This window comes from Streptomyces cylindrosporus (assembly GCF_022698165.1).
Taxonomy (GTDB): Bacteria; Actinomycetota; Actinomycetes; order Streptomycetales; family Streptomycetaceae; genus Streptomyces; species Streptomyces cylindrosporus.
The window spans coordinates 185149-209912 of sequence record NZ_JALDAY010000004.1 but is presented as its reverse complement, the minus strand read 5'-3'; the positions used below and the strand labels follow the sequence as shown (position 1 = coordinate 209912).

The following is a 24764-nucleotide window of genomic DNA, read 5'->3' as shown; positions in this document are numbered from 1 at the left end:
TATGACCTCGAACACGCCCGAGGGCGGCACCCCTGTCTCCAGGGAGTGCCGCCCTCGGTAGGAACCCGGATCAGCCGGCGGCCGATCAGAAGTCCATGTCACCGCCCGGCATGCCGCCACCGGCGGGCGCGGCGGCCTTCTCCGGCTTGTCGGCGATGACGGCCTCGGTGGTGAGGAAGAGCGCGGCGATGGAGGCGGCGTTCTGCAGAGCGGAACGCGTGACCTTCGCCGGGTCGATGATGCCTTCCTTGACCAGGTCGACGTACTCACCGGTCGCGGCGTTGAGGCCGTGACCCGGGGTGAGGTTGCGGACCTTCTCCACCACGACGCCGCCCTCGAGGCCGGCGTTGACGGCGATCTGCTTCAGCGGGGCCTCAAGGGCGAGCTTCACGGCCTGCGCGCCGGTCGCCTCGTCACCCTCCAGCTCCAGCTTCTCGAAGACCTGGGAGGCCTGCAGCAGGGCCACGCCACCACCGGCGACGATGCCCTCCTCGACGGCCGCCTTGGCATTGCGCACGGCGTCCTCGATGCGGTGCTTGCGCTCCTTGAGCTCGACCTCGGTCGCGGCACCGGCCTTGATGACGGCGACACCACCGGCGAGCTTCGCCAGGCGCTCCTGGAGCTTCTCGCGGTCGTAGTCCGAGTCGCTGTTCTCGATCTCGGCGCGGATCTGGTTCACGCGGCCCGCGACCTGCTCGGAGGAGCCGGAACCGTCGACGATGGTGGTCTCGTCCTTGGTGATGACGACCTTGCGGGCCTTGCCCAGCAGGTCCAGGGAGGTGTTCTCCAGCTTGAGACCGACCTCCTCGGAGATGACCTCGCCGCCGGTGAGGATGGCGATGTCGTTCAGCATCGCCTTGCGGCGGTCGCCGAAGCCCGGGGCCTTGACCGCGACGGACTTGAAGGTGCCGCGGATCTTGTTGACGACCAGGGTCGACAGGGCCTCGCCCTCGACGTCCTCGGCGATGATCAGCAGCGGCTTGCCCGACTGCATGACCTTCTCCAGGAGCGGGAGCAGGTCCTTGACCGAGGAGATCTTGGAGTTGGCGATCAGGATGTACGGGTCGTCGAGGACGGCCTCCATACGCTCCATGTCGGTGGCGAAGTACGCCGAGATGTAGCCCTTGTCGAAGCGCATACCCTCGGTGAGCTCCAGCTCCAGACCGAAGGTCTGGGACTCCTCGACGGTGATGACGCCTTCCTTGCCGACCTTGTCCATGGCCTCGGCGATGAGCTCGCCGATCTGGGTGTCGGCGGCGGAGATGGAGGCCGTGGAAGCGATCTGCTCCTTGGTCTCGACATCCTTGGCCTGCTCGAGGAGGGCACCGGAGACGGCCTCGACGGCCTTCTCGATACCGCGCTTGAGGGCCATCGGGTTGGCGCCGGCGGCTACGTTGCGCAGGCCTTCCTTGACGAGCGCCTGGGCGAGAACGGTCGCGGTGGTCGTACCGTCACCGGCGACGTCGTCCGTCTTCTTGGCGACTTCCTTGACCAGCTCGGCGCCGATCTTCTCGTACGGGTCCTCGAGCTCGATCTCCTTGGCGATGGAGACACCATCGTTGGTGATCGTGGGGGCGCCCCACTTCTTCTCGAGGACGACGTTGCGGCCCTTGGGGCCGAGCGTCACCTTCACGGCGTCCGCGAGCTGGTTCATGCCGCGCTCGAGGCCGCGCCGCGCCTCCTCGTCGAACGCGATGATCTTGGCCATGTGAAGTGGTCCCTCCAGGACTGGGGGTGATTCCTTCGGACCGCGCCCGCGCCCGCGACGGACGGCTCGCCGACCCATGGGTTCCTTGCCCCACCCGGCCTGCGGGCCTCACCGACCCGGTCCTTCTTTGTCACTCTCACCTTCAGAGTGCTAACGCCAATGATTAGCACTCGGCATGGTCGAGTGCAAGCGCCTCTCGGGGACCGGCCAGACCCCGCACGGGCTCCCGGCAGGCCCCGCACGGGCCCCGACGCGTGCCCCGGGCATGCCGAAGGGCTCGTAACCCATGACTCCCCATGGGATACGAGCCCTCCGAAGAAGAACGAAGAACGACGCTGTTACTGCCCGGCGCGTGCTTCAGCTGGTCGCCAGACGGACCATGTCCGCCTGCGGCCCCTTCTGACCCTGCGAGATCTCGAAATCGACCCGCTGGCCCTCTTCCAGGGTGCGGTACCCGTCCATCTGGATGGCGCTGTAGTGGACGAAAACATCCGCACCACCGTCGACCGCGATGAAGCCGTACCCCTTCTCCGCGTTGAACCACTTGACGGTGCCCTGAGCCATGCCTAACTCCCCTATTACTGGCCCTTGCACAGATCCGCACTTCGCGGATCCGGGTCAGACCTCACCCCCCACGGTTTGGGGGCGTGCGCCGGAACGCGTCGACCGCGGCTGAATGTATCTGTCCAACTGCCGTCTGCAACAGGTCAATCGGACGAGAATTCTGGACGGAACCGGTCCGGAATGTAGTGAGAATTCGCCTGAATTCAGGGCAAGTCGGGCCCCATAAAAGGAACATAAGCCGCAAAAGACCTGCACACTTTGGCTGCTTCTTGTCGCATCCGGAGCCGGTACTCATATGCGTCCGGCATGCGGGAAGCAGCAGGTTCCCCAACTGTACCGTGCTCAACCATGCAGAATTGCCCCCTCCGCTTCTCTCACGGAGGGGGCAATTCGGTGAACTCTTGGTGACCGCCGTTACCGACGGTAATAATCAGCCTCCGGCGACGGCCGGGATGATCGAGACGCCCGCACCGTCCGGGGTCGCCGTCTCCAGCCCCTGCTCGAACCGCACATCGTCGTCGTTCACATACACGTTGACGAACCGCCGCAACTTGCCCTGATCGTCGAGCACCCGGGCGGCGATGCCGGTGTGGTTCTTCTCCAGGTCGGCGATGACCTCACCAAGGGTCGCACCCTCGGCGCTCACCTCGGCCTGCCCGCCGGTGTAGGTGCGCAGGATGGTGGGGATGCGGACGTTGACGCTCATTCTCATGACCTCCGGTCAGCTACAGCGCCCCATCAGGGGCGCGGGGAACTGCGCGACCAGCCCCCACCGGCCCGCAGACGAACGACGGTTATGCGAGTCCAGCCTCGCGGAACGAATCAAGGTTGGGCCGAATCGTCGCGGTAAGCCCCGTACCGGCCACCGCGTCGAGGGTCTTGAGGCCGTCGCCCGTGTTGAGCACGACCGTGGTGAGGGCCGGGTCGAGTACGCCGTTCTCGATCAGCTTGCGCGTGACCCCGACGGTCACCCCACCCGCGGTCTCCGCGAAGATCCCCTCGGTCCTGGCGAGCAGCCGAATCGCGTCGACGATCTGCTCGTCGTTCACGTCCTCCACCGCACCGCCGGTACGGCGCGCGATGTCCAGCACGTACGGCCCGTCCGCAGGGTTGCCGATGGCGAGCGACTTGGCGATCGTGTTCGGCTTCTGCGGCCGTACGACATCGTGCCCCGCCTTGTACGCGACGGAAACCGGGCTGCACCCCTCGGCCTGCGCACCGAAGATCTTGTACGGCTTGTCCTCGACGAGCCCGAGCTTGATCAGCTCCTGCAGCCCCTTGTCGATCTTCGTGAGCTGCGAGCCGGAGGCGATCGGCACCACCAGCTGGTCGGGCAGCTTCCAGCCCAGCTGCTCGCAGATCTCGTACGCCAGGGTCTTGGACCCCTCCGCGTAGTACGGCCGCAGGTTGACGTTGACGAAGCCCCAGCCCTCGCCGGCCGGGTCGCCGATCAGCTCGGAGCAGAAACGGTTCACGTCGTCGTAGTTGCCCTCGATGCCGACGAGTTCGCCGCCGTAGACCGCGGCCATGACGACCTTGCCCTGCTCCAGGTCGTGCGGGATGAAGACGCAGGAGCGGAAGCCGGCGCGGGCCGCCGCGGCACCCACCGCACCGGCGAGGTTGCCGGTGGAGGAGCAGGAGAGGGTGGTGAAGTCGAAGGCGCGCGCGGCCTCGATGGCCTGGGCGACGACGCGGTCCTTGAAGGAGTGCGTCGGGTTGCCGGAGTCGTCCTTCACGAAGAGCTTGCCGGCCTCGACGCCCAGCTCGCGCGCGAGGTTGTCGGCCTTGACGAGCTTGGTCCAGCCGGGGTTGATGTTCGGCTTGTCGGCCACGTCGGCCGGAACGGGCAGCAGCGGCGCGTAACGCCAGATGTTCGCGGGTCCCGCCTCGATCCGCTTGCGGAGCTCCTCGGTGTCGTAGGCCGAGAAGTCGTACGCGATCTCCAGCGGGCCGAAACACTCCTCGCAGGCGAAAACCGGACCGAGCGGTACACGGTGACCGCACTCGCGGCAGGAGAGCGCCGCGGCGGGACCGAGGTCGACGGTGGGGTTCGTGGTGCTTGCAACTGTCTGCGCAGCCATGTGAGGCGAGGCCCTTTCTCCTCATCTTCCTCACGACGCATCTCGCCGTGAGACGGATTTGGCACCTTCCCTAGCCGGGAGCCTCACCACGACGACGTGGAAAGACCGGCTGGAGGGTTGCCGGGGCTTCATCGGGCCGTATCCCTCTGCCCCTCTGGATGAGCGGTATTCGGTTGTACGTTCAACGACCTCGGACATGCGATGGTCATCGACGTTGTTCAAGACTGTAACCGAAGGCCAGGACAGTTGAGATAGTCGTCCGAACCGCGAGACACAAGTGAGGAGCCGCCTACGTGCTGGAAGAAGTCGAGCGCTGGCTGAGCACCCGCTCCTGGTCCGTCACCGACCGTCCGCTGCACCAGATCCTCGCCGCCAAGCACCGCTCGGGCCAGACGGTCTCCGTCGTGCTGCCCGCGCTCAACGAGGAGGAGACCGTCGGCGACATCGTCGCGATCATCCGCCACGACCTCATGCAGCAGGTCCCGCTCGTCGACGAGATCGTCGTCGTCGACTCCGGATCCACCGACCGTACCTCCGAGGTCGCCGAGGCGGCCGGTGCGCGGGTCGTCCACCGCGACGAGATCCTGCCGCGCATCCCGACGGTCCCCGGCAAGGGCGAGGTGCTGTGGCGCTCGCTGCTGGTCACCGACGGGGACATCGTCTGCTTCATCGACGCCGACCTGAAGGACTTCTCGTCCGACTTCGTGTCCGGAATCGTCGGTCCGCTGCTCACCGACCTCGGGATCGACCTGGTCAAGGGCATGTACGACCGTCCGCTCGCGGGCGCGGCGGGCCAGGGCGGCCGGGTCACCGAGCTGATGGCCCGCCCACTGCTCAACATGCACTGGCCGCAACTGGCCGGTTTCGTGCAGCCGCTCGGCGGCGAGTACGCGGCCCGCCGCTCCCTCCTCGAACAGCTCCCGTTCCCCGTCGGCTACGGCGTTGAGCTCGGCATGCTGGTCGACGCCCTGCACCTCGTCGGCCTCGACGCGCTCGCCCAGGTCGACGTCGGCGTCCGCAAGCACCGGCACCAGGACGGCCAGGCGCTCGGCCGCATGGCGGCGGCGATCTACCGCACCGCCCAGCTGCGGCTGGCCCGCGGCCACCTGATCCGCCCCTCGATCATCCAGTTCGAGCGGGGCGAGGACGGCTTCGAGCCACGCACCTATTCGGTGGACACGGAGGAACGGCCGCCGATGGTGGAGATCGCGGAGTACGCGGACCGCAAGGTCGCGTAACGGCACGGAGCGGTCCGTATACGGGCCGCCACCGGAAACCGGCCATACGTTTGAGCTTTTCCGGGCCGGGCTAGGTTGAGGCGTATGGCTTCCACGCACGGTGCTGCTCATCAGGTGCTGGTCGCGTCCAATCGCGGACCGGTCTCGTACGAGGTGCGGGAGGACGGCTCGCTGGCCGCCAGGCGCGGCGGCGGCGGGCTGGTCTCCGGTCTGTCCGCGATCGGTCCGGACGCGGGCGCGCTGTGGGTGTGCTCGGCGCTGTCCGACGGCGACCGCGAGGCGGTGCGGCGCGGCGAGGGCGAGGCCGGCGTGCGGATGCTGGACATCCCGGCCGACGTGCACGCGGACGCGTACAACGGCATCGCGAACTCGGTCCTCTGGTTCGTCCACCACATGCTGTACCAGACGCCGCTGGAGCCGGTGTTCGACGCGGAGTTCCGGCGGCAGTGGGAGTCGTACGAGACCTACAACCGGGCGTTCGCGCAGGCGCTGGCGGAGGAGGCGGCCGAGGGCTCGGCGGTCCTCGTACAGGACTATCACCTGTGCTTGGTGCCGGGGATGCTGCGGGAGCTGCGGCCGGACCTGCGGATCGGGCACTTCTCGCACACGCCGTGGGCGCCGGAGGACTACTTCCGGATGCTGCCGGACGACATCCAGGTGCGGTTGATGGAGGGCATGCTCGGGGCGGACCGGGTGGCGTTTCTGACCTGGCGGTGGGCGACGGCGTTCCAGAAGTGCGCGGACGGCGTCGACGTCGACCGCTGGGTCTCCACATGGCCCTCGGGCGCCCCCAGGACCATCGAGCATCTGCGCGACGGCCGCCGGACCGGCCGCGAGACGCTGATCGGCGTCCACGGGCTGGGCGCCGACGCTGAGTTCCTGCACGCGCGCTCGCACGAGGCGGACGTCGAGGAGCGGCTGGCGGCGCTGCGGGAGGAGATCGGCGCGGGGCGGAAGACCATCGTCCGGGTGGACCGGACGGAGCTGTCGAAGAACATCGTGCGCGGGCTGCTGGCGTACCGGCAGCTGCTCGACGACCACCCGGAGTGGCGCGAGCGGGTCGTGCACGTGGCCTTCGCCTACCCCTCCCGGCAGGACCTCGCCGTCTACCGGGACTACACGACCGAGGTGCGGCGGCTGACGGAGGAGATCAACTCACGGTACGGGACGGCGGGTTGGACTCCGGTCGTACTGCACGTCAAGGACGACTTCGCCCGCTCGCTGGCGGCCTACCGGCTGGCCGACGTGGCGCTGGTGAACCCCATCCGGGACGGCATGAACCTGGTCGCGAAGGAGGTGCCGGTGGTGTCCGACGAGGGCTGCGCGCTGGTGCTGTCGCGGGAGGCCGGGGCGTTCCAGGAGCTGGGCAAGGACGCGATCGTGGTGAACCCGTACGACGTGACCGGCACGGCGCGCGCCCTGCACGAGGCGCTCACCATGCCGGTGGAGGAACGGGCCGAGCGCACGAAGCGGCTTGCTGCCGCGGCTACGGCGTTGCCCCCGGCGCAGTGGTTCCTCGAGCAGCTGGAGGCGCTGCGGCGGGGCTGAGCCGCCCCGAAGCAGACCGGCTGCCCTAGCCGAGCCGGTTCGCCAGTGCCCGCAGCAGCCCCACCACCCCCTCCGGCCCCTCCACCACCAGGTCCGCCCGCTCCCTCAGCTCGGTCACCTCGTCGCTGCCGCTGCACACCAGTACTCCCGGCACCCCGTCCGAGCGCAGCTTCTCCACCGCCGCGAACGCCGGGAGGTCGCCCAGGTCGTCGCCGGCGTAGAGGACCGCCGTCGCGGCGGTCTCGCGGACGTGGTCCAGGAGGGCGACGCCCTTGTCCATGCCGGGTGGGCGCAGTTCCAGGACCAGGCGGCCCGGTTCGACGATCAGGCCGTGGCGGGTGGCGAGGTCGGTGAGGGGGGCGCGCAGGGCCTCGAAGGCGGCCTGCGGGTCGGTGGCGCGGCGCGTGTGGACGGCCACCGCGCGGCCCTTCTCCTCGATCCACGTGCCCCGCCAGGCCCCGGCCCGGTCCAGGAACCCGGGGAGTTCGGCGCGGACGGCGGCGACGCCGGGGTGCGGCGGGGGAGCCGTGACCTCGCCGCTGACCGCGTCCCAGCGCTCCGCGCCGTAGTGCCCGAGCACGGTGAGGTGCTCCAGGCCGGGCACGCCCGCGAAGCCCCCGTGCCGGACGGCGACGTCCGCCGGGCGGCCGGTCACCACGGCGACCGAGGCCACCTTCGGGGCGAGCCGCGCCAGCGCGGGGACCGCGTCCGGGTGGGCGCGGGCCTGCTCGGGGTCCGCCACGATCGGGGCGAGGGTGCCGTCGAAGTCGAGGGCGATCACCGACCTGCCGGGGTTCGCCAGGATCGCGTCGAGTCCGTCGCGGCCGGCCCGGGTGGCGGGCGTCGGCAGGGGGTCCGTGTCCGTGTCATGGGTGCCCATACGGCGACCCTAACGGTCACCCCTGCGCTGCTCCCGCACCCTTCTCAGCCTGTTCACCGTCACCGGGTCGTGGGCCAGCGCCCGCTCGTCGTCCAGCAGGGCGTTGAGCAACTGGTAGTAGCGGACCGGAGCCAGCCCCAGCTCCTCCCGTATCGCCCGCTCCTTCGCGCCCGGCCCCGAGAACCCCCGGCGCTCCAGCGCGAGCACGGCCCGCTCCCGCTCCCCCAGCTGCTGCTCCTCTTCCATGTCACGAACCGTAGCGCCCGCCACTGACAGTCACCCCGGCCGGCGGGAGGCTACTCCGCGCTCTCCGCCATGGACGCCGTGGACTGCAGTTGCGCGAGCGTCGCCGCCGGGCTGCCGTTCGCGGCCACCGCCTGGCCTATCCGCTTCTTCACCGCCGCGCTCACCGCCGCCCACGAGGTCTTGTCCACCGGCGGCAGCTCGGACTGCGGCAGCTCGTCCAGGAACGGCTTGAGGTCGGCGTCCTGCTCGGCCGAACTCATGGTCTGGGAAGCCGAGTTGGTGACCGGAAGGAGGTCGTACTCGCGGGAGAAGTCGAGGACGTTCTTGTCGGAGTAGACGAAGTCGAGGAACTTGCCGACCTGCTCGGCGTGGCCGTTCTTCTTGAAGGCCATCATCCAGTCGGCGACGCCCATGGAGTTCTTGGTCGCGCCGTCGACGCCGGGCATCGGCACCATGCCGTACTTGACGCCCTTCTTCGCGGCGATCTTCATCAGCGAGGGGTGCCCGTTGAGCATGCCGACGTCACCGCTCGCGAAGGCGGCGAAGGCCGCGGCGCGGTTGAGCTTGCCGGGGGCGACGGGTCCGGTCAGGCCCTTGTCGACCAGGTCGTCCTTGAGCCAGGTGAAGGTGTCGACGTTCTGCGCGGAGTCGATGCCGTACGTGCCGACGGTGTCGGTGTAGCCGCCCCCGCCGCTCAGCAGCCACTGCATCGTCTCGGCCTGCGCCTCCTCGGGCCCGAGCGGCAGCGCGTACGGGTACTTCACGCCCTGTGCCTTCAGCGCCTCGGCGTCGGCGGCGAGCTGCTTCCAGGTGGTCGGCGCGCTGAGCCCGGCCTGCTTGAAGAGGGTCTTGTTGTAGAAGAGCAGCCGGGTGGAGGCCGCGAACGGCATGCCGTACTGGATGCCCTTCACCTGCCCCGCGGTGGCCAGCTGGGAGGCGAAGTCGGCCTGGGTGCTGATGGAGAGCAGGTCGTCGGCCGAGTAGAGCAGGTCCTTGGCCGCGTAGTCGGCGTACGCACCGATCTGCGCCATGTCCGGCGCCTTGCCGGCGTCGACCATCTCCTTGACCTTGCGGTCGACGTCGGTCCACGAGTAGACGGTGACCTCGACCTTCACGCCGGGGTGCGCGCTCTCGTACTCCTTCACCAGCTTGTCCCAGTACTTCTGGGAGGTGTTGGCGCCGGAGTCGCCGTAGTCCGCCGCGACCAGTCTCAGCGTGACGTCCCCGGAGCCGCCGGTGACACCGCAGCCGCCGAGGGCCGCCGTCATCCCCAGCGCGGACATCACCGCGACCGTTCCCGTCCTGCGCCGCCGCACTACGCCACGTCCCAACTGTCTCGCCGTTCAATATGTGGACGCCATAAGGTCTACACCACGTAAGTGGACTAGACCTCTCGCGGGTCGGCGGGCCACACTACCCCCGTGAGACATGTCATCGCCCTCGATGTGGGCGGCACCGGGATGAAGGCCGCGCTGGTCGGTCCGGACGGCGAGCTGCTGCACCAGGCCCGCCGCGCGACCGGCCGCGAGCGCGGGCCGGAGGCGGTCGTCGAGTCGATCCTCGACTTCGCCGCGGAACTGCGCGCGTACGGCCTCGACCGCTTCGGCGAGCCCGCGGCCGCGGCCGGCGTCGCCGTCCCCGGCATCGTCGACGAGGAGCGCGGCGTCGCCGCCTACTCGGCCAACCTGGGCTGGCGCGACGTACCCCTGCGCGACCTGCTCGCCGGCCGCCTCGGCGTACCCGTCGCCCTCGGCCACGACGTCCGCACGGGTGGACTGGCGGAGGGCCGGATCGGCGCGGGCAAGGGTGCCGACCGTTTCCTCTTCGTGCCGCTCGGCACGGGCATCGCGGGCGCGATCGGCATCAACGGCCGCGTCGAGTCCGGCGCGCACGGCTTCGCGGGCGAGATCGGGCACATCGTCGTACGGCCGGGGGGCAGCCCCTGTCCGTGCGGGCAGGTCGGCTGCCTAGAGCGGTACGCCTCCGCGGCGGCCGTGAGCGAGGCGTGGGCGGCGGCCTCCGGGGACCCCGAGGCGGACGCGGCCGACTGCGCGAAGGCCGTCGCGTCCGACGACCCGAACGCCGTCCGGGTCTGGCAGCAGGCGGTGGACGCCCTGGCCGACGGCCTGGTCACCGCCCTCACCCTGCTGGACCCACGCACCCTCATCATCGGTGGCGGCCTGGCGGAGGCGGGGGAAACCTTGTTCACACCGCTACGGGAGGCCGTGCGACGCCGGATCACTTTCCAGAAACTGCCGACCATCGTCCCCGCGGCACTGGGAGACACGGCGGGCTGTCTGGGTGCCGGGCTACTGGCCTGGGATCTCCTGACCACCACCAACCGTACGGAGGTAACCCCCTGATGGCAGCCGACCTAGGGGCGCGGGGAACTGCGCAACCAGCCACAACGCACCCGCAGCCCGCAGCGGCCGGAACCCCCCTGGTGCTGTCCGGCGCCACGGTCGTACTCCCCACAGGAACCGTCCAAGGCGGCCGAGTCATCGTCGACGGCCCCCGAATCGCCGGTTCCGCTCCGGAGAACGCCCAGGTCATCGACGTAACCGGACACTGGCTGGTGCCCGGCTTCGTCGACATCCACAACCACGGCGGCGGCGGAGCCTCCTTCACCTCCGGCACCGTCGACGACGTCCTCACCGGCATCCACACCCACCGCCTGCACGGCACCACCACCCTCGTCGCCTCCACCGTCACCGGCGACATGGACTTCCTCGCCCAGCGCGCGGGCCTGCTCAGCGAGCTCGCCGAGCAGGGCGACATCGCCGGCATCCACTTCGAGGGCCCCTTCATCTCCCCGTGCCGCAAGGGCGCGCACTCCGAGGAGCTGCTGCGCGACCCCGACCCCGCCGAGGTCCGCAAGCTGATCGACGCGGCGCGCGGCCGGGCCGCGATGGTCACCCTCGCCACCGAACTGCCGGGCGGCATCGACTCCGTACGGCTGCTCGCCGAACACGGCGTCATCGCGGCGGTCGGCCACACCGACGCGACGTACGAGCAGACGGTCGAGGCGATCGACGCCGGTGCCACCGTGGCCACGCACCTGTTCAACGCCATGCCCGCCCTCGGCCACCGCACCCCCGGCCCGATCGCCGCGCTCCTGGAGGACGAGCGGATCACGGTCGAGCTCATCAACGACGGCACGCATCTGCACCCGGCCTCCCTCCAGCTGGCGTTCCACCACGCCCGCGCGGGCCGGGTCGCCTTCATCACGGACGCGATGGACGCGGCCGGTTTCGGCGACGGGCGTTACATGCTCGGTCCGCTGGAGGTCGAGGTCAGCGAAGGCGTGGCGCGGCTCGTCGAGGGCGGGTCGATCGCCGGGTCGACGCTCACCCTGGACCGCGCCTTCCAGCGGGCAGTGACCGTGGACCGGCTGCCCGTGGAGGACGTCGTGGAGGCGATCTCCGCCAACCCGGCGCGCCTGCTCGGCCGGTACGACCGGATCGGCTCGCTGGAGCCGGGCAAGGACGCCGACCTGGTACTTCTTGACCATCAATTCGCCCTCAAGGGCGTGATGCGCCGCGGTGAATGGGTGGTCGATCCCCAACTGGGGTGATGTGTCCGGCTGTTGGGGCGGAGGTTGTCCTGGGAGAATGGGACGGCCGCCGCCTGTCCGGCGGGCGTACCGCATTCGTCGTCGGGGGAGGTCGGCCCAGGTGATCCTCACGGTGACGCTGAACACCGCTCTCGACATCACGCACCGCGTCCCGGCCCTGAAGCCGCACACCTCGCACCGCGTCACGCAGGTGACCGAACGCCCCGGCGGCAAGGGCCTGAACGTGGCGCGCGTGCTGGCGGCGCTCGGCCACGAGGTGACGGTCACCGGGTTCACCGGCGGCGCGACCGGCCGTATCGTCCAGGACCAGCTCACGGCCGTCCCCGGGGTGGTGGACGCGCTGGTCCCCGTATCGGCCGCGACCCGGCGCACAATCGCCGTCGTGGACGAACAGACAGGCGACACCACCCAGCTGAACGAACCGGGCCCCACGATCACCTCGGCCGAGTGGTCCGCCTTCCAGGAGGCGTACGAGGATCTGCTGCCGTCGATGGCGGCGGTGGCCCTGTGCGGCAGTCTGCCGCCGGGGGTGCCGGTGGGCGCGTACGCGGGCCTGGTGCGGCTGGCGAAGGCGGCCGGGGTGCCCGTACTCCTCGACACGAGCGGGGAACCCCTCCGCCGGGGCGTGGCCGCCCGCCCGGACCTGATCAAGCCGAACACCGAGGAGCTGGCCGAACTCACTGGCTCCCACGAGCCGTTGCGCGCCACCCAGGACGCCCGCCGCCGCGGCGCCCGCGCGGTGGTCGCCTCCCTCGGCACGGAGGGCCTGCTGGCCACCACCCCCGAGGGCCGCTGGCGCGCGACCCCACCGGCCCGTCTGCACGGCAACCCGACAGGCGCCGGAGACTCGGCAGTCGCGGGCCTCCTCTCGGCCCTGGTGGAACAACTCCCCTGGCCCGACCGCCTGTCCCGCGCGGTGGCCCTCTCGGCGGCGACCGTACTGGCCCCGGCGGCGGGCGAGTTCGACCGCGAGGCGTACGAGGAACTGGTGGGGCGCGTGGCGGTGACCGGGGAGGTCACCGCCGCGTGACCACCGGTCCCTAGCCGGTGACCTGGCCCTTCTTCAGGTACAGCTGGTCCAGCAGGATGTTGCACTTGTCGCCGGACTGGCAGGTCAGGGTGATCGTGTTCGAGCCCTTCTTGAGGGTCGGGTACGAGTACGTCGTCGTCCAGCCCTTGGCGAAGTCGCCGTCCTTGGCGTGCGCGAAGTTGCTCAGCTTCATCTTCGAGCCGAACGTGTCGCCGTTGATGACCAGCGACATCGACTGGTCGTCGCCCGCCGTGCTGTAGCGCGCGAACAGCGTGTACGCGCCGCCCTCGGGGAGGTCGTCGATGGTCCAGGTGACCGACGCGCCCTCGTTGTTGAGGTTGCCCACATAGCTGCCGCCGTCCGCCTGGGCGCCCTCGACGTCCGAGGCGACCGTCGCGCCGCCGCCCAGCTGGAGGTCCTTCGCGTCCGTCTTCGGCAGCTCCGCCGCCGCGCTGCTGCTCGCCGACTGGCTCGGCGAGGCGCTCTGGGAGGTGGACGCCGACGGGGAACTGCCCCCGCCCGCGTTGTCGTCCGAGCCGTCGCCGCCCATCATCGCGACGCCGATGCCGATGACCACCGCGGCGACCACCGCGATCGCGCCGATGAGCAGACCCTTGGTGTTGGGGCCGCGCCGGCCGCCGCCACCGCCGCCGTACGCGGGCTGCTGCGGGGCCGTGGGGGCGCCGCCGCCGGGGAAGGTCTCCGGGGCCGCGTAGTGGGCGTTCGGCTGGTTGTACGCGCCCTGCTGCTGAGGCACCTGGCCGTAGGCCGCGGTCTGCTGGGCCTGGGGGGCCGGGGCAGCCGGCTGCCCGTACTGCCGCTGGCCGACCGAACGCACGCGGTTGACGGAGTTCGGGTAGCCGTAACCGCCGGAGGGCGGCTGGGCGCCGTTGGCCTGCCCATCGGCGTAGAGGTAGCCGAACGGGTCGTCGTCCTCGGGCGTGCTGGCGCCGTTGTTGCCGGACGTCATCCCTTGGTACTCCTAGCGGGTGCGGGTCGGTGCGATACCTGGGGTCAGAATGGCGAGCCTACCCGCTCACCGCCCCCCAAACGGGTGACTCGGATCGCATCGCCCCACCGACCCGGCCCCTGACCTGGGGATCAACCGGCCCGTCTGTGCTGTTTGGGACGAGATCGTTTCTCTACGTACATCCGCTCGTCCGCCGACTTCAACACTTCGTCCGCGGTCATGCCGCAGTGCGCCCACCCGATGCCGAAGCTGGCCCCGACCCGCACGGCCCGCCCCTCGGCGCGAATCGGCTGGATGATCTCGTTGCGCAGTCGTACGGCGAGGTCCGCCGCGTCGGCCCGGCCGAGCCCGTCGGCGAGGATCACGAACTCGTCGCCGCCGAGCCGGGCGACCGTGTCGCCGTCGCGCACCGCGCGGGAGAGCCTGCGGGCGACCTCGATGAGCACCGCGTCGCCCGCGTTGTGCCCGAACCGGTCGTTGATCGACTTGAAGCCGTCGAGGTCGCAGAAGAGCACCGCGAGCCCCTTGGTGCCGTCGTCGCGCTCGCTGTCCGGCGCGGTGGTGTGCACATGGTGGTCGAAGCCGTCGTAGACCTCGACCCCGCCCGGGCGGAAGTCGAAGCCGTGCCCGTTGGCGTCGTAGGCGGGGTGGCCGAAGGAGGCCGCGTCCAGGGACTCCAGGGCGCCGGGGTGGGCGGGCCGGGTGCACAGCCGGGAGGAGAGGCGGGTGCGCAGTTCGGCGGAGTTCGGCAGGCCGGTGAGGGAGTCGTGGGAGGCGCGGTGGGCGAGCTGCTGCTCGCGGCGCTTGCGGTCCTCTATGTCCTCGACGTGGGTGAGCAGGAAGCGGGGGCCGTCGGCCGCGTCCGCGACCACGCTGTTGCGCAGGGAGACCCAGACGTACGTACCGTCGCGGCGCCCGAGTCTCAGCTCGGCGCGGCCGCCCTCCGCCGATGTCCGCAGCAGGGTGCCGATGTCCTCGGGGTGGACCAGGTCGGAGAAGGAGTAGCGGCGCATCGCGGAGGCGGGCCGGCCCAGCAGCCGGCACAGCGCGTCGTTCGTGCGCAGGATCCGGCCGTGCTGGTCGCCGCCCATCTCGGCGATGGCCATGCCGGAGGGGGCGTACTCGAAGGCCTGCCGGAAGCTCTCCTCGCTGGCCCTGAGCGCCTGCTGCTCCCTTTCGAGCCTGACCAGTGCGCGCTGCATGTTGGCACGTAGACGCGCGTTGCTGATCGCGATCGCGGCCTGGAAGGCGTACATCTGGAGCGCTTCGCGTCCCCATGCGCCCGGCCGGCGGCCGTTGCGCGGCCGGTCCACGGACAGGACGCCGATCAGCTCGCCGCAGGTGCCGCCGGGCGAGGCGGGTGTGTACATCGGGGCGAACAGCCGGTCGGACGGGTGCCACTCGTCCTCGAAGCGGGGCGCGGGTCCGTCGGTGTACCACTGCGGTACGTCGTCGTCGTCGAGGATCCAGCCCTCGGTGTGCGGTATGAAGACCAGGTCGCCCCAGTGCTCACCCATGGTCAGCCGGCGCTCCCAGGAGTCGCGGGAGCCGACGCGGCCGGTGATCAGGGCCTCCGCGGCGGGGTTCCCGGCGAAGGCGGCGACGACGAGATCTCCGTCCGGACGTACGAGGTTGACGCACGCCAGCTCGTAACCGAGCCCGTTGACCACGCCGTCGGCGACGGTCTGCAGGGTGTCCGCCAGGCTTCGTGCCGTGTTCATGTCGGCCATGACCTGGTGCAATTGCCGCAGGGTCGCAAGACGGACGTACGGCTCCGACTCGGTCTCCATGCTCGCCCTCCCCCCGAGACCTCGCAGCGAATCAAGGGTTCTCATCGGCGTATCGTTCTGGCAGCTTCCCCGCCACTGAATCACAGCGCGCTGCCCACCCGGTACACAGGGTCAACAATTAGTCCCTCTTGTGACTCAAGTCACAGCGAAAGATGAACAATTGAGTGGGGTTTCTGCGTTCTTACCGAGCTGTTCCTGCGCAGTTCCTGTGCGATTCCTGGACGCGAACTTTGTGGATATCCGGTAAACCCGGCGGCCGGTCCGTCGACGGCTCCGTGGACGGGGTCCGTGGACGGGGTCCGTCGATGGTCCTAGGTCCGGCCTCGGCCGAGGGCCCGATGCGGTCGGCCCGCCCCGGAGATTAGCGTTTCCGGCGTGCTGAACACTCCCTCCACCACGGCCCCGATCATTCCCGCGCCCGCCTCCGGGCATGCTGTCGGTGTGAGCAACGACGAGTTCCGCGCCGCCATGTCCCGGCTGGCCGCGGGCGTGGTCCTGGTGACCGCGCAGGAGCCGCCGCTGGACCCCGACGACGCGTCGGCGCCGGCCGGCGAGGACGTCGGCATGACGGCGACGGCCTTCATGTCCGTCTCCCTGGACCCTCCCCTGGTCCTGGTCAGCCTCCGCAACGGCTCCCGCATGGACGACCTCCTCGACGAACAGCCCCTGTGGGCGGTCTCGGTCCTGTCCGAAAGCCAACGCCACATCGCGGGCCGCTTCGCGATGAAGGGCCGCATCAGCGACCGCCTGCTGTTCGAGGACATCCCGTACGTCCGCGGCAAGGCGACCGGCGCCCCCCTGGTGGGCGGCGCCCTGGCCACCCTGGAGTGCCGCACCGAGCAACGGGTGATCGCCGGCGACCACACCCTGGTGATCGGCCACGTCCTGACAGCGGACGTACCTAGCGCGGACGGGGGGCCGCTGGCTTATTTTCGGGGGCGGTATCGGCAGTTGGGTTGAGGCGGCCCAGTAATTCCATGGCCGACGGTGATCGTCCGGCATACGGTCCCCGAGTGACCTCGAATCCCGTACTCCGCCTCGAAGAGATCACACCCGGGAACTTCGAGGCCACCACCAGCATTAAGGTGCGCCCGAAGCAGGAAGTCGCCGTCTCCCCCGTCATGCAGTCCCTCGCCGAGGCATACGTCCACCCAGGCGTCGCCTGGCCTCGCCTGATCCTCGACGGCGACCGTCCCGTCGGCTTCCTGATGGCCTTCCTGGACATCGACTGGCGGGGCGACGGCAGCCTCTTCCGGTCCGGCCTGTGGCGGCTGAACATCGCCGCGGAGGAGCAGGGGCGCGGGTACGGCCGGTTCGCCGTGGAGTCGGTGGCGGCCGAGATCCGCCGCCGGGGCGGCGAGCAGTGCTATGTCACATGGCACCCCGGCCCGGACGGCCCCGAGGGCTTCTACCTGGGCCTCGGTTTCCGTACGACCGGGGAGACCAGCGGCGGCCAGACGGTCGGCGTACTGGACCTGCGCTAACCGGCATCGACCAGGCTGACATCGAGTTCCGCGACCCGCGCGGCGTCCGTGACGATGTCGATGACGGCGATGCGGTTTCGTACGAACGTGAAGGTCAGCGTCCGGTCCAGGCGGTTCTCGATGAAGACGGCGAGGGCGGTGTGGCCGTTGACCAGGGCCGGGCGGGCCACCGCCGCGAAGTGGCGGAAACTCGACGCTCCCTTGGCGACCGCAGCCGCGCCCGTGGTCACGCCGACCTCGGTACGCGCGACGACATCCGGGTCCAGCAGTTCGACCAGGGCGTCGAAGTCGCCCTCCCGCGCGGCCGCGAGGAAGGCGTCCACGACCTCCCGCTGCCGCACCAGATCGGCATCGTGCACCTCGGCCCCCTGCACCCGCCGCCGCGCCCGGCTGGCCAACTGCCGCGCCGCCACCGGACTGCGCCCCACGATGTCCCCGACCTCCTCGTACGGCACCGCGAACAGATCGTGCAGCACGAACGCGAGCCGCTCCGGCGGCGACAGCGTCTCCAGTACGACGAGCAGCGCCACCCCGACCGAGTCGGCGAGCAGCGCGTCCTGCTCGGGATCGGCGCCGGGGGCGCCCGCGCCCGCCACGCGCGCGTGCGTCTCCATCGGCTCCAGCGGCAGCTCCGCCCGCGACTTCCGCGACCGCAGCATGTCCAGGCACACCCGCCCGACCACGGTCGTGAGCCACCCGCCGAGGTTCTCCACCTCCCGCGTGTCACTCCGGCTCAGCCGGAACCACGCCTCCTGCACGGCGTCGTCGGCCTCGGCGGACGAACCGAGCATTCGGTAGGCGACGGCCCGCAGATGAGACCGGTGGGATTCAAATCGCCGCGCAAGGAATTCCTTTTCGGCCCCTTCTCGATCCGATCCCTCTCGACCGGGAAATGCGTTCTCATTCATTGTCACAGCTCCTCGGGTACCAATCCGCCGTCGCCGACATGACGGATCGGACGCACCCGATGTGACAAAGGACGTTCTACGACACGGACGTTCTACGACACCTGGCCCTGGGCCGGCCCGGGGCTTATCCCCAGTCCCGCCCCGACCGCCCCCGCTTGGTGTCGGACCGCTGCTTCTTCTCCCGCAGCCGCCGCTCGTTGATCCCCCGCGGAATCCGAGTGGGCCGGCGCGGCTTCGGCGGCGGCGCGCTGGCCTCGGCGAGCAGCGCCGCGAGGCGCACGGCGGCGGTCTCGCGGTTGCGCCACTGGGACCGGTGCTCGGACGCCCGTACGACGACCACCCCGCCGTCGACGAGCCGCCCCGCCAGCCGCTCCAGCGCCCGCGCCTTCCACACCTCGGGCAGCGCCTCGGTCTTCGCCAGGTCGAAGCGGAGCTCCACCTGGGAGTCGCTGGTGTTGACGTGCTGCCCGCCCGGCCCCGAGGACCGCGAGAAACGCCACATGAGCTCGGCCTCGGGGAGGGAGACGGAGCCGCGGATGAGGTAGGGACCGGACATGTCGTCCATGGTGACCCGCCTGACCGGCACACGTCACCCCAATATCGCTACCCTCCGGGCCCTCCGGGCGTTCACCCACTGTTCGGTAAAGAAAGTAAAGAGAGCTGGAACCTTCGGTACCCCTCTCGGCGTTCATACGGGTAGCTGTAGCTTCATGCCCGTACGACCCGTACCGGCTGCACCGCCGTACGCAAACGAGGGAAAGGACTCCCAACCATGGCTGTAAGCCTGTCCAAGGGTGGCAACGTCTCGCTCACCAAGGAGGCTCCGGGCCTGACCGCCGTCACCGTGGGCCTGGGCTGGGACGTCCGCACCACCACCGGCACGGACTTCGACCTCGACGCCTCGGCGATCGCGGTGAACGGTCAGGGCAAGGTCTACTCGGACGCCCACTTCGTCTTCTTCAACAACAAGAACACCCCGGACAACTCGATCGTCCACACCGGCGACAACCGCACGGGCGAGGGCGCGGGCGACGACGAGGCGATCAACGTCAACCTGGCGGCCCTCCCGGCCGACATCGACAAGATCGTCTTCCCGGTCTCGATCTACGACGCGGAGAACCGCTCGCAGAACTTCGGCCAGGTCCGCAACGCCTACATCCGCATCGTCAACCAGGCGGGCGGCGCGGAGATCGCCCGCTACGACCTCTCCGAGGACGCGGCGACGGAGACGGCGATGGTCTTCGGCGAGCTCTACCGCAACGGCGCGGAGTGGAAGTTCCGCGCGGTCGGCCAGGGCTACGCGTCGGGCCTGGTGGGCATCGCCCAGGACTTCGGCGTGAACGTCTGACACGCGCTGCGCTGAGCTGAGCGGAAGCCCTCGGTTGTGCTGCACAACCGGGGGCTTCGGCGTCCGATACCGGACGGTGTTCCGACGGAACCGGCGTTCAGCCCTCCGCGACAGTCACCTCCGCCACAGTCACCTCCACCGCGGTGCCTTCCTCGCCGTCGTCCTGAGCGGCAGGAGGAAGGGCGACGACGGTCTGCGTGAAGAGATGATGGGCCCGCGGGTCCACCACCTCTGCCAGCGCGTCCGGTCCGCGGAAGAGACCGCGCAGCAGCCAGCCCGGACCGTCGCAGCCAAGAAACCGGGTGGGCAACAGTTCCTGGTGCCCGTCATCGTGCGTGACAGGTATCCGCGCACGTAGCTCCGCGCCAAGGGTGCTCTGGTCGGCGGTCACTGTGCCGCCTCTCGCCAGCACCGCCCCTTCAAGCCGCGGACGTACGTCGTCCCAGACCGGTCCCTGGGGCGCGCGAAAGACCTGCAACCACAGGTCGTGGCCGGCGAAGCCGACGATCACCCCGACCTGACGACCGCCCTCGCGCAACGGACGCATTTCGGCGCCAACGAGCTGCGGCACTTTCAGGACGCCGTAGTCGATCCGCTCCGTACCCGGAGGCAAGGGGTCCTCGGTTGCGTCCCATGGGCCGAACTCGCCGTTCCTGACACGTGGCCGGGTCACCTCGCCGGACTGCACGATCTCAGTCCACAGGGATTCGGCCTCGGTCAGCAGCCGGTCCAGGGCATCGGGAGGCGTGCCAGAGCGGCGCAGGTACGCCTGGACCAGGGCCACCACATCGTCCCAGCCGAACTCCGCGCCTTGATCCGTGAGGGCGAGGCCCTCAAGTCCGCCGCGCATGAACGCGGCCAACACCTCTCCACCGGTGCGGTCGGCCTCCTGGGCAAGCGTGGGGTCCTCGGTATCGATGAGCGCAGCGGCACCCAGGATGAGCGCCCCCGGCGTCACCTGATCCCAGACCCCGAACATCGCCAAGTCCACGCTCTGAGCGGAAAGGGCCCCGTCCCTTTCGTATTGGTCGAGGATCGCCCTAGTGCGTGCCTGGATGTCGTTCATGTCTCAGACCGGACAGAAGTCAGGGCCGTCCGGCGTATCGACCAGCTTCCACCCGAACGCCGTCAGACTCACGTCTTCCCGAACTGCGAACTGCCTCATGGCGTTTGCCGCGGCACCGCCAGGGAGCCGATCCGCAATCTGGATGAAGAGCGGCCCCGGATGCAATCCGATCAACTGGGCCACCACATGATGAAGACTCATCCCGACCATCATGTCGCGGGCGTCCTCTTGCCCAGCCCCGCTCATCCCGTATGCCAACAGCGCCGTCTCCAGCTCGGCTGAAGAGCTGTGCCGGAGCGCGACGGACGCCATCCTGACGCCGTAGCGTCCCAGTGCGCGACGGTCACCATCAGTCAGAGACGCGAGGAGCCCCTGATCGATGCCGCCTTCCGTTCTCCGGAGAATCCCTTCGGCAAGGGAGTCCTTGTCTCCCGGGATCCTGACCAGATTCGGCTTCGCCAACTCAATCCGCCGAGGTGTACGGGAGGAAAGCCGTCCAGGCGGTGGGGGTGACGGTGAGGCGGGGGCCGGCTTCGGTGTGCTTGGAGTCGCGGATGTGGATCGTGTGGGGGGCTATCGCGATCTCGACGCAGGAGTCTCCGTCGGGGCCACTGCTGTAGCTGCTCTTGAACCACGCCAGTTCGGAGGCGTCACCGGCGGTGGACTTGCGGATCATGTTTCTCCCAGCAGTTGCTCGATGAGGGCCAGCGACTCCCTCGGCCGAAGAGCCTCGGCCCGGATGGTGCCATACCGCAGCTCAAGGATGCGCAGCTCCCTCGGATCCGAGACCGGGCGGCCGTTGAAGGCGCCGTCGGCGCGCCCGACAGCCGTGCCGTCCTCGAACTTCAGCAACTCGACCCTGCCGCTCATGCCGGGATGCGGCAAGCTGTCCATCGGCATCACCTGAAGCGTGACACCAGGCAACCGCCCCACCTCCAGCAGACGTTCGAACTGCTGTCGCCGAACCATTGTGCCTCCGACGTTGCGGTGCAGCGTCGCCTCTTCCAGCACGAAGCCCAGGGAAGGCGCGGGCGACCGTTCGAAGATGGTCTGCCGGGCGATGCGTGCGGCCAGCGCCCGTTCCAGGTCCTCCTGCGAATAGGCGGGTTGCCATGACTCCAGCAAGGCGCGCGCGTACTCGGGTGTCTGGAGCAGCCCGTGGATGTTGCTGCACTCGTACACCCCGATCTCGACCGCCTTGGCCTCCATTTTCGCCAGCGCCCGCACCTTCTTCGGATACCGGACCTTCTTGACGTCCTCCCACATGGCCGAGATGAGCCCCTCGGCCCCCAACACCTCGTCGGCCCTGTCCAGATACTCCTGCCGAGGGATCCGCTTCCCGCCCTCGATCTTGTAGACCATGTCCTCGCCGTACCCGACCGCCGCCCCGAACTCCGGCGCCCGCATCCCCGCCGCCTCCCGCCGTAGCTTCAACTGCCGCCCCACCGTGGCGATCACCGCGACGCCCCACTCGTCGTCCGGGTCCACCTCCCAACCCGGCTCGTCCGCCTCGGTCCTGAGCCGTACCGCGTCCGCCTCCACCGACATCCCGCACCCCTCCGCCGTACCAACGCATCACGACGGCCCTACCCGTACGGCGGCTCCGGACCAGCTCGACACCACCGGACAACGTCCGGACAGTGACCGTACGCAACGGCGTCGTCACTGTTCAAGGTAGGCGTACGTCGCCACGCTGAGTGACGTGAATCAAGAAATCGCCGCCCCTGTACGGAACTACAGCGCGCGCCTCTCCCCCACGCCACGCGGAGCCCGCCTCGCCCGTCTGCTCGCGACCGAGCAACTGCGGGACTGGGGCGTGCCATTGGACCCGGCCGCGCACATCGTCGCCGAGCTCGCGGCGAACGCGGCCACGCACGGGCGGGTGCCCGGGCGGGATTTCGGGCTGTTGCTGTACGTCGTCGGGGACACCCTGCGGATCGAGGTGACGGACACGCGGGGTGACCGTGTTCCTCGCGTCGTCCAACACCCGGCCGCCGACGCCGAGTCGGGGCGGGGGCTGCTGCTCGTGGACGCGCTCGCCGACAAGTGGGGGGTCTCGGCGGGCGCGCCGCCGCGCAAGACGGTGTGGGCCGAGGTCCGTCTCGACCGGAGTGCGGGGGCCTGTGCTCCGGTGGGGCCGCGCTGCGGTGAGGCGGGCGGTCTTTCCCAAGGAACGAATGGATGAAAGGACCCCAACCAAGCCCACCCCCTCCCTCCGCCGATCCGCCGATCCGCTGGTCAGGCCGGCGCACGACGCTCACCCGCGCGAGTGAACATCACCAACTCAGCTGGATTTCGGCCCGGTTGCTTGCTCTACGCTCGCCGCAACACAACCGCAGACATACGACGGCCCTCGCCGGGACTGGCATCCCAATGCGAGGGCCTGACCACCTAGGAAGACAGCCCTTCCCGATGGACACCCAAAACCCTAGCGCGCCCTCGCGCGCCCAGTCCCGTATCCCGGGCGAAAACCACCCTCACGCGGGCGGTCTCATCCACGACCACACCCGCCACACCACCCGATTCACGATCATCGGCAACCACCTCGCCCAACACCCCTCACTCTCCGGCCTCGCCATCGGACTGGCCGTCTACATCCAGTCCCTCCCCCAGGGCGTCCGCGTCGACATCAAAACCCTGGCCGACCGCTTCCCCGAAGGCCGTGACCGCATCGCCGCCGCCCTGCGCGAACTCGAAACCCACGGCTACCTCCGCCGCGAACGCGAACGCATCCACGGAGGCCGCATCGTCACCCGCACGATCTCCTGCAACCAGCCGGGCCGCAGCAGGGACGACCACGCACGCCACTCCACCAGCAAGCCCGCCCGGCCGAAGAAGTCCCCACCTCGGGCCCTCCCACCAGTACCGCGCCCGTCGTACCCCGCCCCCGCCCTCATCCGGCAGGCCACGGACCTCCTCGCTGACCTCCACCGCCACGACCGACGCCTGCTGCTCAGCGAGCGCGACGCGGCCCACCTGGCCCCCGGCGTCGCCGCCTGGCTGGAACGGGACGTAACACCCACAGCCGTACGCGAATCCCTGACCGCGGACCTCCCGGCCGAGCCCCTGTGCCGCCCGGCCGCCCTCCTGGCCCACCGCCTGACCGACCGCCTGCCACCACTCCCCCTGTTCCGCCCGCCTTCGGAGCCGCCGACCACCCGCCACCCACTCCAGAACTGCAACGGCTGCGACCGCGCCTACCGCGCGCCCCACCCCGGCCACTGCCGCGACTGCCGAACGGATGATCTCCGAGCCCCGCTTCGTCAGCCCATCGGCCGGTAATAGCCCAGCACAGCCGCCAACTGCCCGAACCACTCCCCCAGTTGTGCCCTCGGCTTGGCCTCCACCACGCACTCGTAGAAGCGGCCGTCCGGGAGGACCACCGCCATCATCAGGGACTTGCCGTTCGGGCTTGCCTTGTAGTGGACGCTGCGGATCTCCGGCCACGGGAAGTCGGCCGACGCGCCATGGTCCTCGAAGGCGACGCCTTCCATGTCCACGACGATCGAGTTGTGGGCGTCCACCGCCATGAACTCCGGGCCAGTGGATGGTTGTTGGGGTGGGGCGTAGGCGTACTGGGGTGGAGGTGGGCCGAAGCCCGGCGGGGCCGGCGGGGCCGTCGCGGGTGGTGGTGGGGGCGGTGACGCCGGCATCGGTGGCGGCTGTTGGCCGTACGGCGGCTGGCTGCCGTACGGCGGTGGCTGCGTGGTCATCGGCTTCCGTCCCCAGATGTGGTTGCTTCCCGGGGAAATCTACCCAGCGCACCCGGCCTCCCTCACACCGGCGGATATGGTCCCGCCATGCTTCTCGAACAGCTCAGGCCGACGGACGGCGCCCTCCCGGGCGAGTTGCTCACCGAACTCACCGCCCTCTACGCCTCCAACCACGAGTTCCACGCCATCAGCGGCGACTTCCCGGACCCGTACGACATCCGTCCGGAGCAGGTCGCCGCGGCGCTCGCGGACGAGTTCGTGAATCCGGGCGCGGAGGTGTTGCTGGCGCGGAGCGAGGGGCGGGTGGTGGGGATCGCGATCACGCTGGCCCGGCATCCCGACCCGGCCGATCCGGATCCGTGGATCGGGTTGTTGATGGTGGACGCGGGGGCGCACGGGCAGGGGTTCGGGCGGCGGCTCGCGGAGGCGGTCGAGGAACGGTTCCGGGCGGCAGGGCGAGGTGCCGTACGGCTGGCCGTTCTCGACAACAACCCCAAGGGGCTCGCCTTCTGGACCGCCCTCGGGTACGAGGCGATCGACCACCGACGCGACCGCGGCCTTGGCCGGCCGTGCTCGGTGCTGCGCAAGGCACTGCCGTAAGGAACTGCCGTGAGGA

General features: G+C 69.9%; 27 protein-coding genes and 1 riboswitch. Of the genes, 11 read left to right on the top strand and 16 right to left on the bottom strand.

The features are described 5' to 3' along the window. Nucleotides 1–85 precede the first annotated feature (85 nt). From groL to thrC, 4 genes are all read right to left on the bottom strand, one after another. Complete coding sequence (groL, locus tag MQP27_RS13875; RefSeq protein ID WP_242765366.1) at nucleotides 86–1708, bottom strand: chaperonin GroEL; 1623 nt, start codon at nucleotides 1706–1708, stop codon at nucleotides 86–88. Between the two features lie 357 nt (nucleotides 1709–2065). Beyond that, nucleotides 2066–2272 (bottom strand): cold-shock protein, encoded by a 207-nt coding sequence (locus MQP27_RS13870; RefSeq protein WP_019057200.1) that lies wholly within the window; start codon nucleotides 2270–2272, stop codon nucleotides 2066–2068. A 430-nt stretch (nucleotides 2273–2702) separates the two neighbouring features. Then, on the bottom strand, nucleotides 2703–2978 hold the full coding sequence (locus MQP27_RS13865; RefSeq protein ID WP_242765365.1) for a ubiquitin-like small modifier protein 1: 276 nt from the start codon (nucleotides 2976–2978) through the stop codon (nucleotides 2703–2705). Between the two features lie 88 nt (nucleotides 2979–3066). Continuing rightward, nucleotides 3067–4353, bottom strand: a complete 1287-nt coding sequence (gene thrC / locus MQP27_RS13860) for a threonine synthase (protein ID WP_242765364.1) — start codon at nucleotides 4351–4353, stop codon at nucleotides 3067–3069. Between the two features lie 18 nt (nucleotides 4354–4371). Further along, nucleotides 4372–4518, bottom strand: a riboswitch (SAM riboswitch). Nucleotides 4519–4646: 128 nt separating this feature from the next. Between thrC and MQP27_RS13855 the strand changes: the two genes are divergently transcribed. Together MQP27_RS13855 and MQP27_RS13850 are read left to right on the top strand one after the other, a co-directional pair. Then, nucleotides 4647–5591, top strand: a complete 945-nt coding sequence (locus MQP27_RS13855) for a glucosyl-3-phosphoglycerate synthase (protein WP_242765363.1) — start codon at nucleotides 4647–4649, stop codon at nucleotides 5589–5591. Nucleotides 5592–5675: 84 nt separating this feature from the next. Continuing rightward, nucleotides 5676–7139 (top strand): alpha,alpha-trehalose-phosphate synthase (UDP-forming), encoded by a 1464-nt coding sequence (locus tag MQP27_RS13850; protein WP_242765362.1) that lies wholly within the window; start codon nucleotides 5676–5678, stop codon nucleotides 7137–7139. A gap of 25 nt (nucleotides 7140–7164) precedes the next feature. On the opposite strand, the gene otsB is transcribed toward MQP27_RS13850, so the two are convergent. The 3 genes from otsB to MQP27_RS13835 are packed head-to-tail and all read right to left on the bottom strand — an operon-like array spanning nucleotide 7165 to nucleotide 9548. Beyond that, entirely contained in the window at nucleotides 7165–8019 is an 855-nt protein-coding gene (otsB, locus tag MQP27_RS13845) for a trehalose-phosphatase (RefSeq protein ID WP_242765361.1), read from the bottom strand. Between the two features lie 9 nt (nucleotides 8020–8028). Then, entirely contained in the window at nucleotides 8029–8265 is a 237-nt protein-coding gene (locus MQP27_RS13840) for a DUF3263 domain-containing protein (RefSeq protein ID WP_242765360.1), read from the bottom strand. 50 nt (nucleotides 8266–8315) lie between these two features. Then, entirely contained in the window at nucleotides 8316–9548 is a 1233-nt protein-coding gene (locus MQP27_RS13835) for an extracellular solute-binding protein (protein ID WP_242765359.1), read from the bottom strand. Between the two features lie 138 nt (nucleotides 9549–9686). On the opposite strand from MQP27_RS13835, the gene MQP27_RS13830 reads away from it, so the two are divergent. From MQP27_RS13830 to MQP27_RS13820, 3 genes are all read left to right on the top strand, one after another. Continuing rightward, nucleotides 9687–10628, top strand: a complete 942-nt coding sequence (locus MQP27_RS13830; protein WP_242765358.1) for an ROK family protein — start codon at nucleotides 9687–9689, stop codon at nucleotides 10626–10628. Between the two features lie 80 nt (nucleotides 10629–10708). Next, complete coding sequence (gene nagA / locus MQP27_RS13825) at nucleotides 10709–11839, top strand: N-acetylglucosamine-6-phosphate deacetylase (protein ID WP_504979075.1); 1131 nt, start codon at nucleotides 10709–10711, stop codon at nucleotides 11837–11839. Between the two features lie 100 nt (nucleotides 11840–11939). After that, nucleotides 11940–12869 carry a 1-phosphofructokinase family hexose kinase gene (locus MQP27_RS13820; RefSeq protein WP_242765356.1) on the top strand — a complete coding sequence of 310 codons (930 nt, stop codon included), beginning with the start codon at nucleotides 11940–11942 and terminating at the stop codon, nucleotides 12867–12869. 10 nt (nucleotides 12870–12879) lie between these two features. On the opposite strand, the gene MQP27_RS13815 is transcribed toward MQP27_RS13820, so the two are convergent. Together MQP27_RS13815 and cdgB are read right to left on the bottom strand one after the other, a co-directional pair. Beyond that, nucleotides 12880–13839 (bottom strand): carbohydrate-binding protein, encoded by a 960-nt coding sequence (locus MQP27_RS13815; RefSeq protein WP_242765355.1) that lies wholly within the window; start codon nucleotides 13837–13839, stop codon nucleotides 12880–12882. Between the two features lie 131 nt (nucleotides 13840–13970). Then, nucleotides 13971–15629 carry a diguanylate cyclase CdgB gene (gene cdgB / locus MQP27_RS13810; protein ID WP_242765354.1) on the bottom strand — a complete coding sequence of 553 codons (1659 nt, stop codon included), beginning with the start codon at nucleotides 15627–15629 and terminating at the stop codon, nucleotides 13971–13973. A gap of 375 nt (nucleotides 15630–16004) precedes the next feature. Here cdgB and MQP27_RS13805 point away from each other — a divergent pair, with 375 nt between their 5' ends. Continuing rightward, complete coding sequence (locus MQP27_RS13805; RefSeq protein ID WP_242765353.1) at nucleotides 16005–16589, top strand: flavin reductase family protein; 585 nt, start codon at nucleotides 16005–16007, stop codon at nucleotides 16587–16589. A 53-nt stretch (nucleotides 16590–16642) separates the two neighbouring features. Beyond that, on the top strand, nucleotides 16643–17113 hold the full coding sequence (locus tag MQP27_RS13800) for a GNAT family N-acetyltransferase (RefSeq protein WP_242765352.1): 471 nt from the start codon (nucleotides 16643–16645) through the stop codon (nucleotides 17111–17113). On the opposite strand, the gene MQP27_RS13795 is transcribed toward MQP27_RS13800, so the two are convergent. After that, nucleotides 17110–18021 carry a sigma-70 family RNA polymerase sigma factor gene (locus MQP27_RS13795; RefSeq protein ID WP_242765351.1) on the bottom strand — a complete coding sequence of 304 codons (912 nt, stop codon included), beginning with the start codon at nucleotides 18019–18021 and terminating at the stop codon, nucleotides 17110–17112. The genes MQP27_RS13800 and MQP27_RS13795 overlap by 4 nt on opposite strands. A 124-nt stretch (nucleotides 18022–18145) precedes the next feature. Further along, complete coding sequence (gene arfB, locus MQP27_RS13790) at nucleotides 18146–18586, bottom strand: alternative ribosome rescue aminoacyl-tRNA hydrolase ArfB (RefSeq protein WP_242765350.1); 441 nt, start codon at nucleotides 18584–18586, stop codon at nucleotides 18146–18148. Nucleotides 18587–18793: 207 nt separating this feature from the next. On the opposite strand from arfB, the gene MQP27_RS13785 reads away from it, so the two are divergent. Next, complete coding sequence (locus MQP27_RS13785) at nucleotides 18794–19369, top strand: TerD family protein (RefSeq protein WP_242765349.1); 576 nt, start codon at nucleotides 18794–18796, stop codon at nucleotides 19367–19369. A gap of 97 nt (nucleotides 19370–19466) precedes the next feature. Here the strand turns inward: MQP27_RS13785 and MQP27_RS13780 are convergent, their stop codons facing one another. The 4 genes from MQP27_RS13780 to MQP27_RS13765 are packed head-to-tail and all read right to left on the bottom strand — an operon-like array spanning nucleotide 19467 to nucleotide 21983. After that, complete coding sequence (locus MQP27_RS13780; protein ID WP_242765348.1) at nucleotides 19467–20435, bottom strand: DUF3710 domain-containing protein; 969 nt, start codon at nucleotides 20433–20435, stop codon at nucleotides 19467–19469. 3 nt (nucleotides 20436–20438) lie between these two features. Then, nucleotides 20439–20897, bottom strand: a complete 459-nt coding sequence (locus MQP27_RS13775; protein ID WP_242765347.1) for a hypothetical protein — start codon at nucleotides 20895–20897, stop codon at nucleotides 20439–20441. A gap of 1 nt (nucleotide 20898) precedes the next feature. Next, nucleotides 20899–21111, bottom strand: coding sequence for a DUF397 domain-containing protein (locus MQP27_RS13770; protein ID WP_242765346.1), 213 nt, complete (start codon nucleotides 21109–21111; stop codon nucleotides 20899–20901). Continuing rightward, nucleotides 21108–21983 (bottom strand): helix-turn-helix domain-containing protein, encoded by an 876-nt coding sequence (locus MQP27_RS13765; RefSeq protein WP_242765345.1) that lies wholly within the window; start codon nucleotides 21981–21983, stop codon nucleotides 21108–21110. The genes MQP27_RS13770 and MQP27_RS13765 overlap by 4 nt, the downstream gene beginning before the upstream one ends. Before the next feature lie 145 nt (nucleotides 21984–22128). Between MQP27_RS13765 and MQP27_RS13760 the strand changes: the two genes are divergently transcribed. Next, nucleotides 22129–22620, top strand: coding sequence for an ATP-binding protein (locus tag MQP27_RS13760; RefSeq protein WP_242765881.1), 492 nt, complete (start codon nucleotides 22129–22131; stop codon nucleotides 22618–22620). A gap of 227 nt (nucleotides 22621–22847) precedes the next feature. Next, nucleotides 22848–23717 (top strand): helix-turn-helix domain-containing protein, encoded by an 870-nt coding sequence (locus tag MQP27_RS13755; protein ID WP_242765344.1) that lies wholly within the window; start codon nucleotides 22848–22850, stop codon nucleotides 23715–23717. Here the strand turns inward: MQP27_RS13755 and MQP27_RS13750 are convergent. After that, entirely contained in the window at nucleotides 23699–24148 is a 450-nt protein-coding gene (locus MQP27_RS13750) for a hypothetical protein (protein WP_242765343.1), read from the bottom strand. The genes MQP27_RS13755 and MQP27_RS13750 overlap by 19 nt on opposite strands. Nucleotides 24149–24235: 87 nt before the next feature. On the opposite strand from MQP27_RS13750, the gene MQP27_RS13745 reads away from it, so the two are divergent. Beyond that, the gene (locus MQP27_RS13745; RefSeq protein ID WP_242765342.1) at nucleotides 24236–24748 is read left to right on the top strand and encodes a GNAT family N-acetyltransferase; all 513 of its coding nucleotides are present in this window, start codon (nucleotides 24236–24238) and stop codon (nucleotides 24746–24748) included. Nucleotides 24749–24764: the final 16 nt, after the last annotated feature.

Bases quoted from the DNA above. Each gene is read 5' to 3' on its own strand.
- groL (WP_242765366.1), bottom strand. From the start codon at position 1,708: ATGGCCAAGATCATCGCGTTCGACGAGGAGGCGCGGCGCGGCCTCGAG.
- MQP27_RS13870 (WP_019057200.1), bottom strand. From the start codon at position 2,272: ATGGCTCAGGGCACCGTCAAGTGGTTCAACGCGGAGAAGGGGTACGGC.
- MQP27_RS13865 (WP_242765365.1), bottom strand. From the start codon at position 2,978: ATGAGCGTCAACGTCCGCATCCCCACCATCCTGCGCACCTACACCGGC.
- thrC (WP_242765364.1), bottom strand. From the start codon at position 4,353: ATGGCTGCGCAGACAGTTGCAAGCACCACGAACCCCACCGTCGACCTC.
- MQP27_RS13850 (WP_242765362.1), top strand. From the start codon at position 5,676: ATGGCTTCCACGCACGGTGCTGCTCATCAGGTGCTGGTCGCGTCCAAT.
- otsB (WP_242765361.1), bottom strand. From the start codon at position 8,019: ATGGGCACCCATGACACGGACACGGACCCCCTGCCGACGCCCGCCACC.
- MQP27_RS13840 (WP_242765360.1), bottom strand. From the start codon at position 8,265: ATGGAAGAGGAGCAGCAGCTGGGGGAGCGGGAGCGGGCCGTGCTCGCG.
- MQP27_RS13835 (WP_242765359.1), bottom strand. From the start codon at position 9,548: ATGTCCGCGCTGGGGATGACGGCGGCCCTCGGCGGCTGCGGTGTCACC.
- MQP27_RS13815 (WP_242765355.1), bottom strand. From the start codon at position 13,839: ATGACGTCCGGCAACAACGGCGCCAGCACGCCCGAGGACGACGACCCG.
- cdgB (WP_242765354.1), bottom strand. From the start codon at position 15,629: ATGGAGACCGAGTCGGAGCCGTACGTCCGTCTTGCGACCCTGCGGCAA.
- MQP27_RS13795 (WP_242765351.1), bottom strand. From the start codon at position 18,021: ATGAATGAGAACGCATTTCCCGGTCGAGAGGGATCGGATCGAGAAGGG.
- arfB (WP_242765350.1), bottom strand. From the start codon at position 18,586: ATGGACGACATGTCCGGTCCCTACCTCATCCGCGGCTCCGTCTCCCTC.
- MQP27_RS13785 (WP_242765349.1), top strand. From the start codon at position 18,794: ATGGCTGTAAGCCTGTCCAAGGGTGGCAACGTCTCGCTCACCAAGGAG.
- MQP27_RS13780 (WP_242765348.1), bottom strand. From the start codon at position 20,435: ATGAACGACATCCAGGCACGCACTAGGGCGATCCTCGACCAATACGAA.
- MQP27_RS13770 (WP_242765346.1), bottom strand. From the start codon at position 21,111: ATGATCCGCAAGTCCACCGCCGGTGACGCCTCCGAACTGGCGTGGTTC.
- MQP27_RS13765 (WP_242765345.1), bottom strand. From the start codon at position 21,983: ATGTCGGTGGAGGCGGACGCGGTACGGCTCAGGACCGAGGCGGACGAG.
- MQP27_RS13755 (WP_242765344.1), top strand. From the start codon at position 22,848: ATGGACACCCAAAACCCTAGCGCGCCCTCGCGCGCCCAGTCCCGTATC.
- MQP27_RS13750 (WP_242765343.1), bottom strand. From the start codon at position 24,148: ATGACCACGCAGCCACCGCCGTACGGCAGCCAGCCGCCGTACGGCCAA.
- MQP27_RS13745 (WP_242765342.1), top strand. From the start codon at position 24,236: ATGCTTCTCGAACAGCTCAGGCCGACGGACGGCGCCCTCCCGGGCGAG.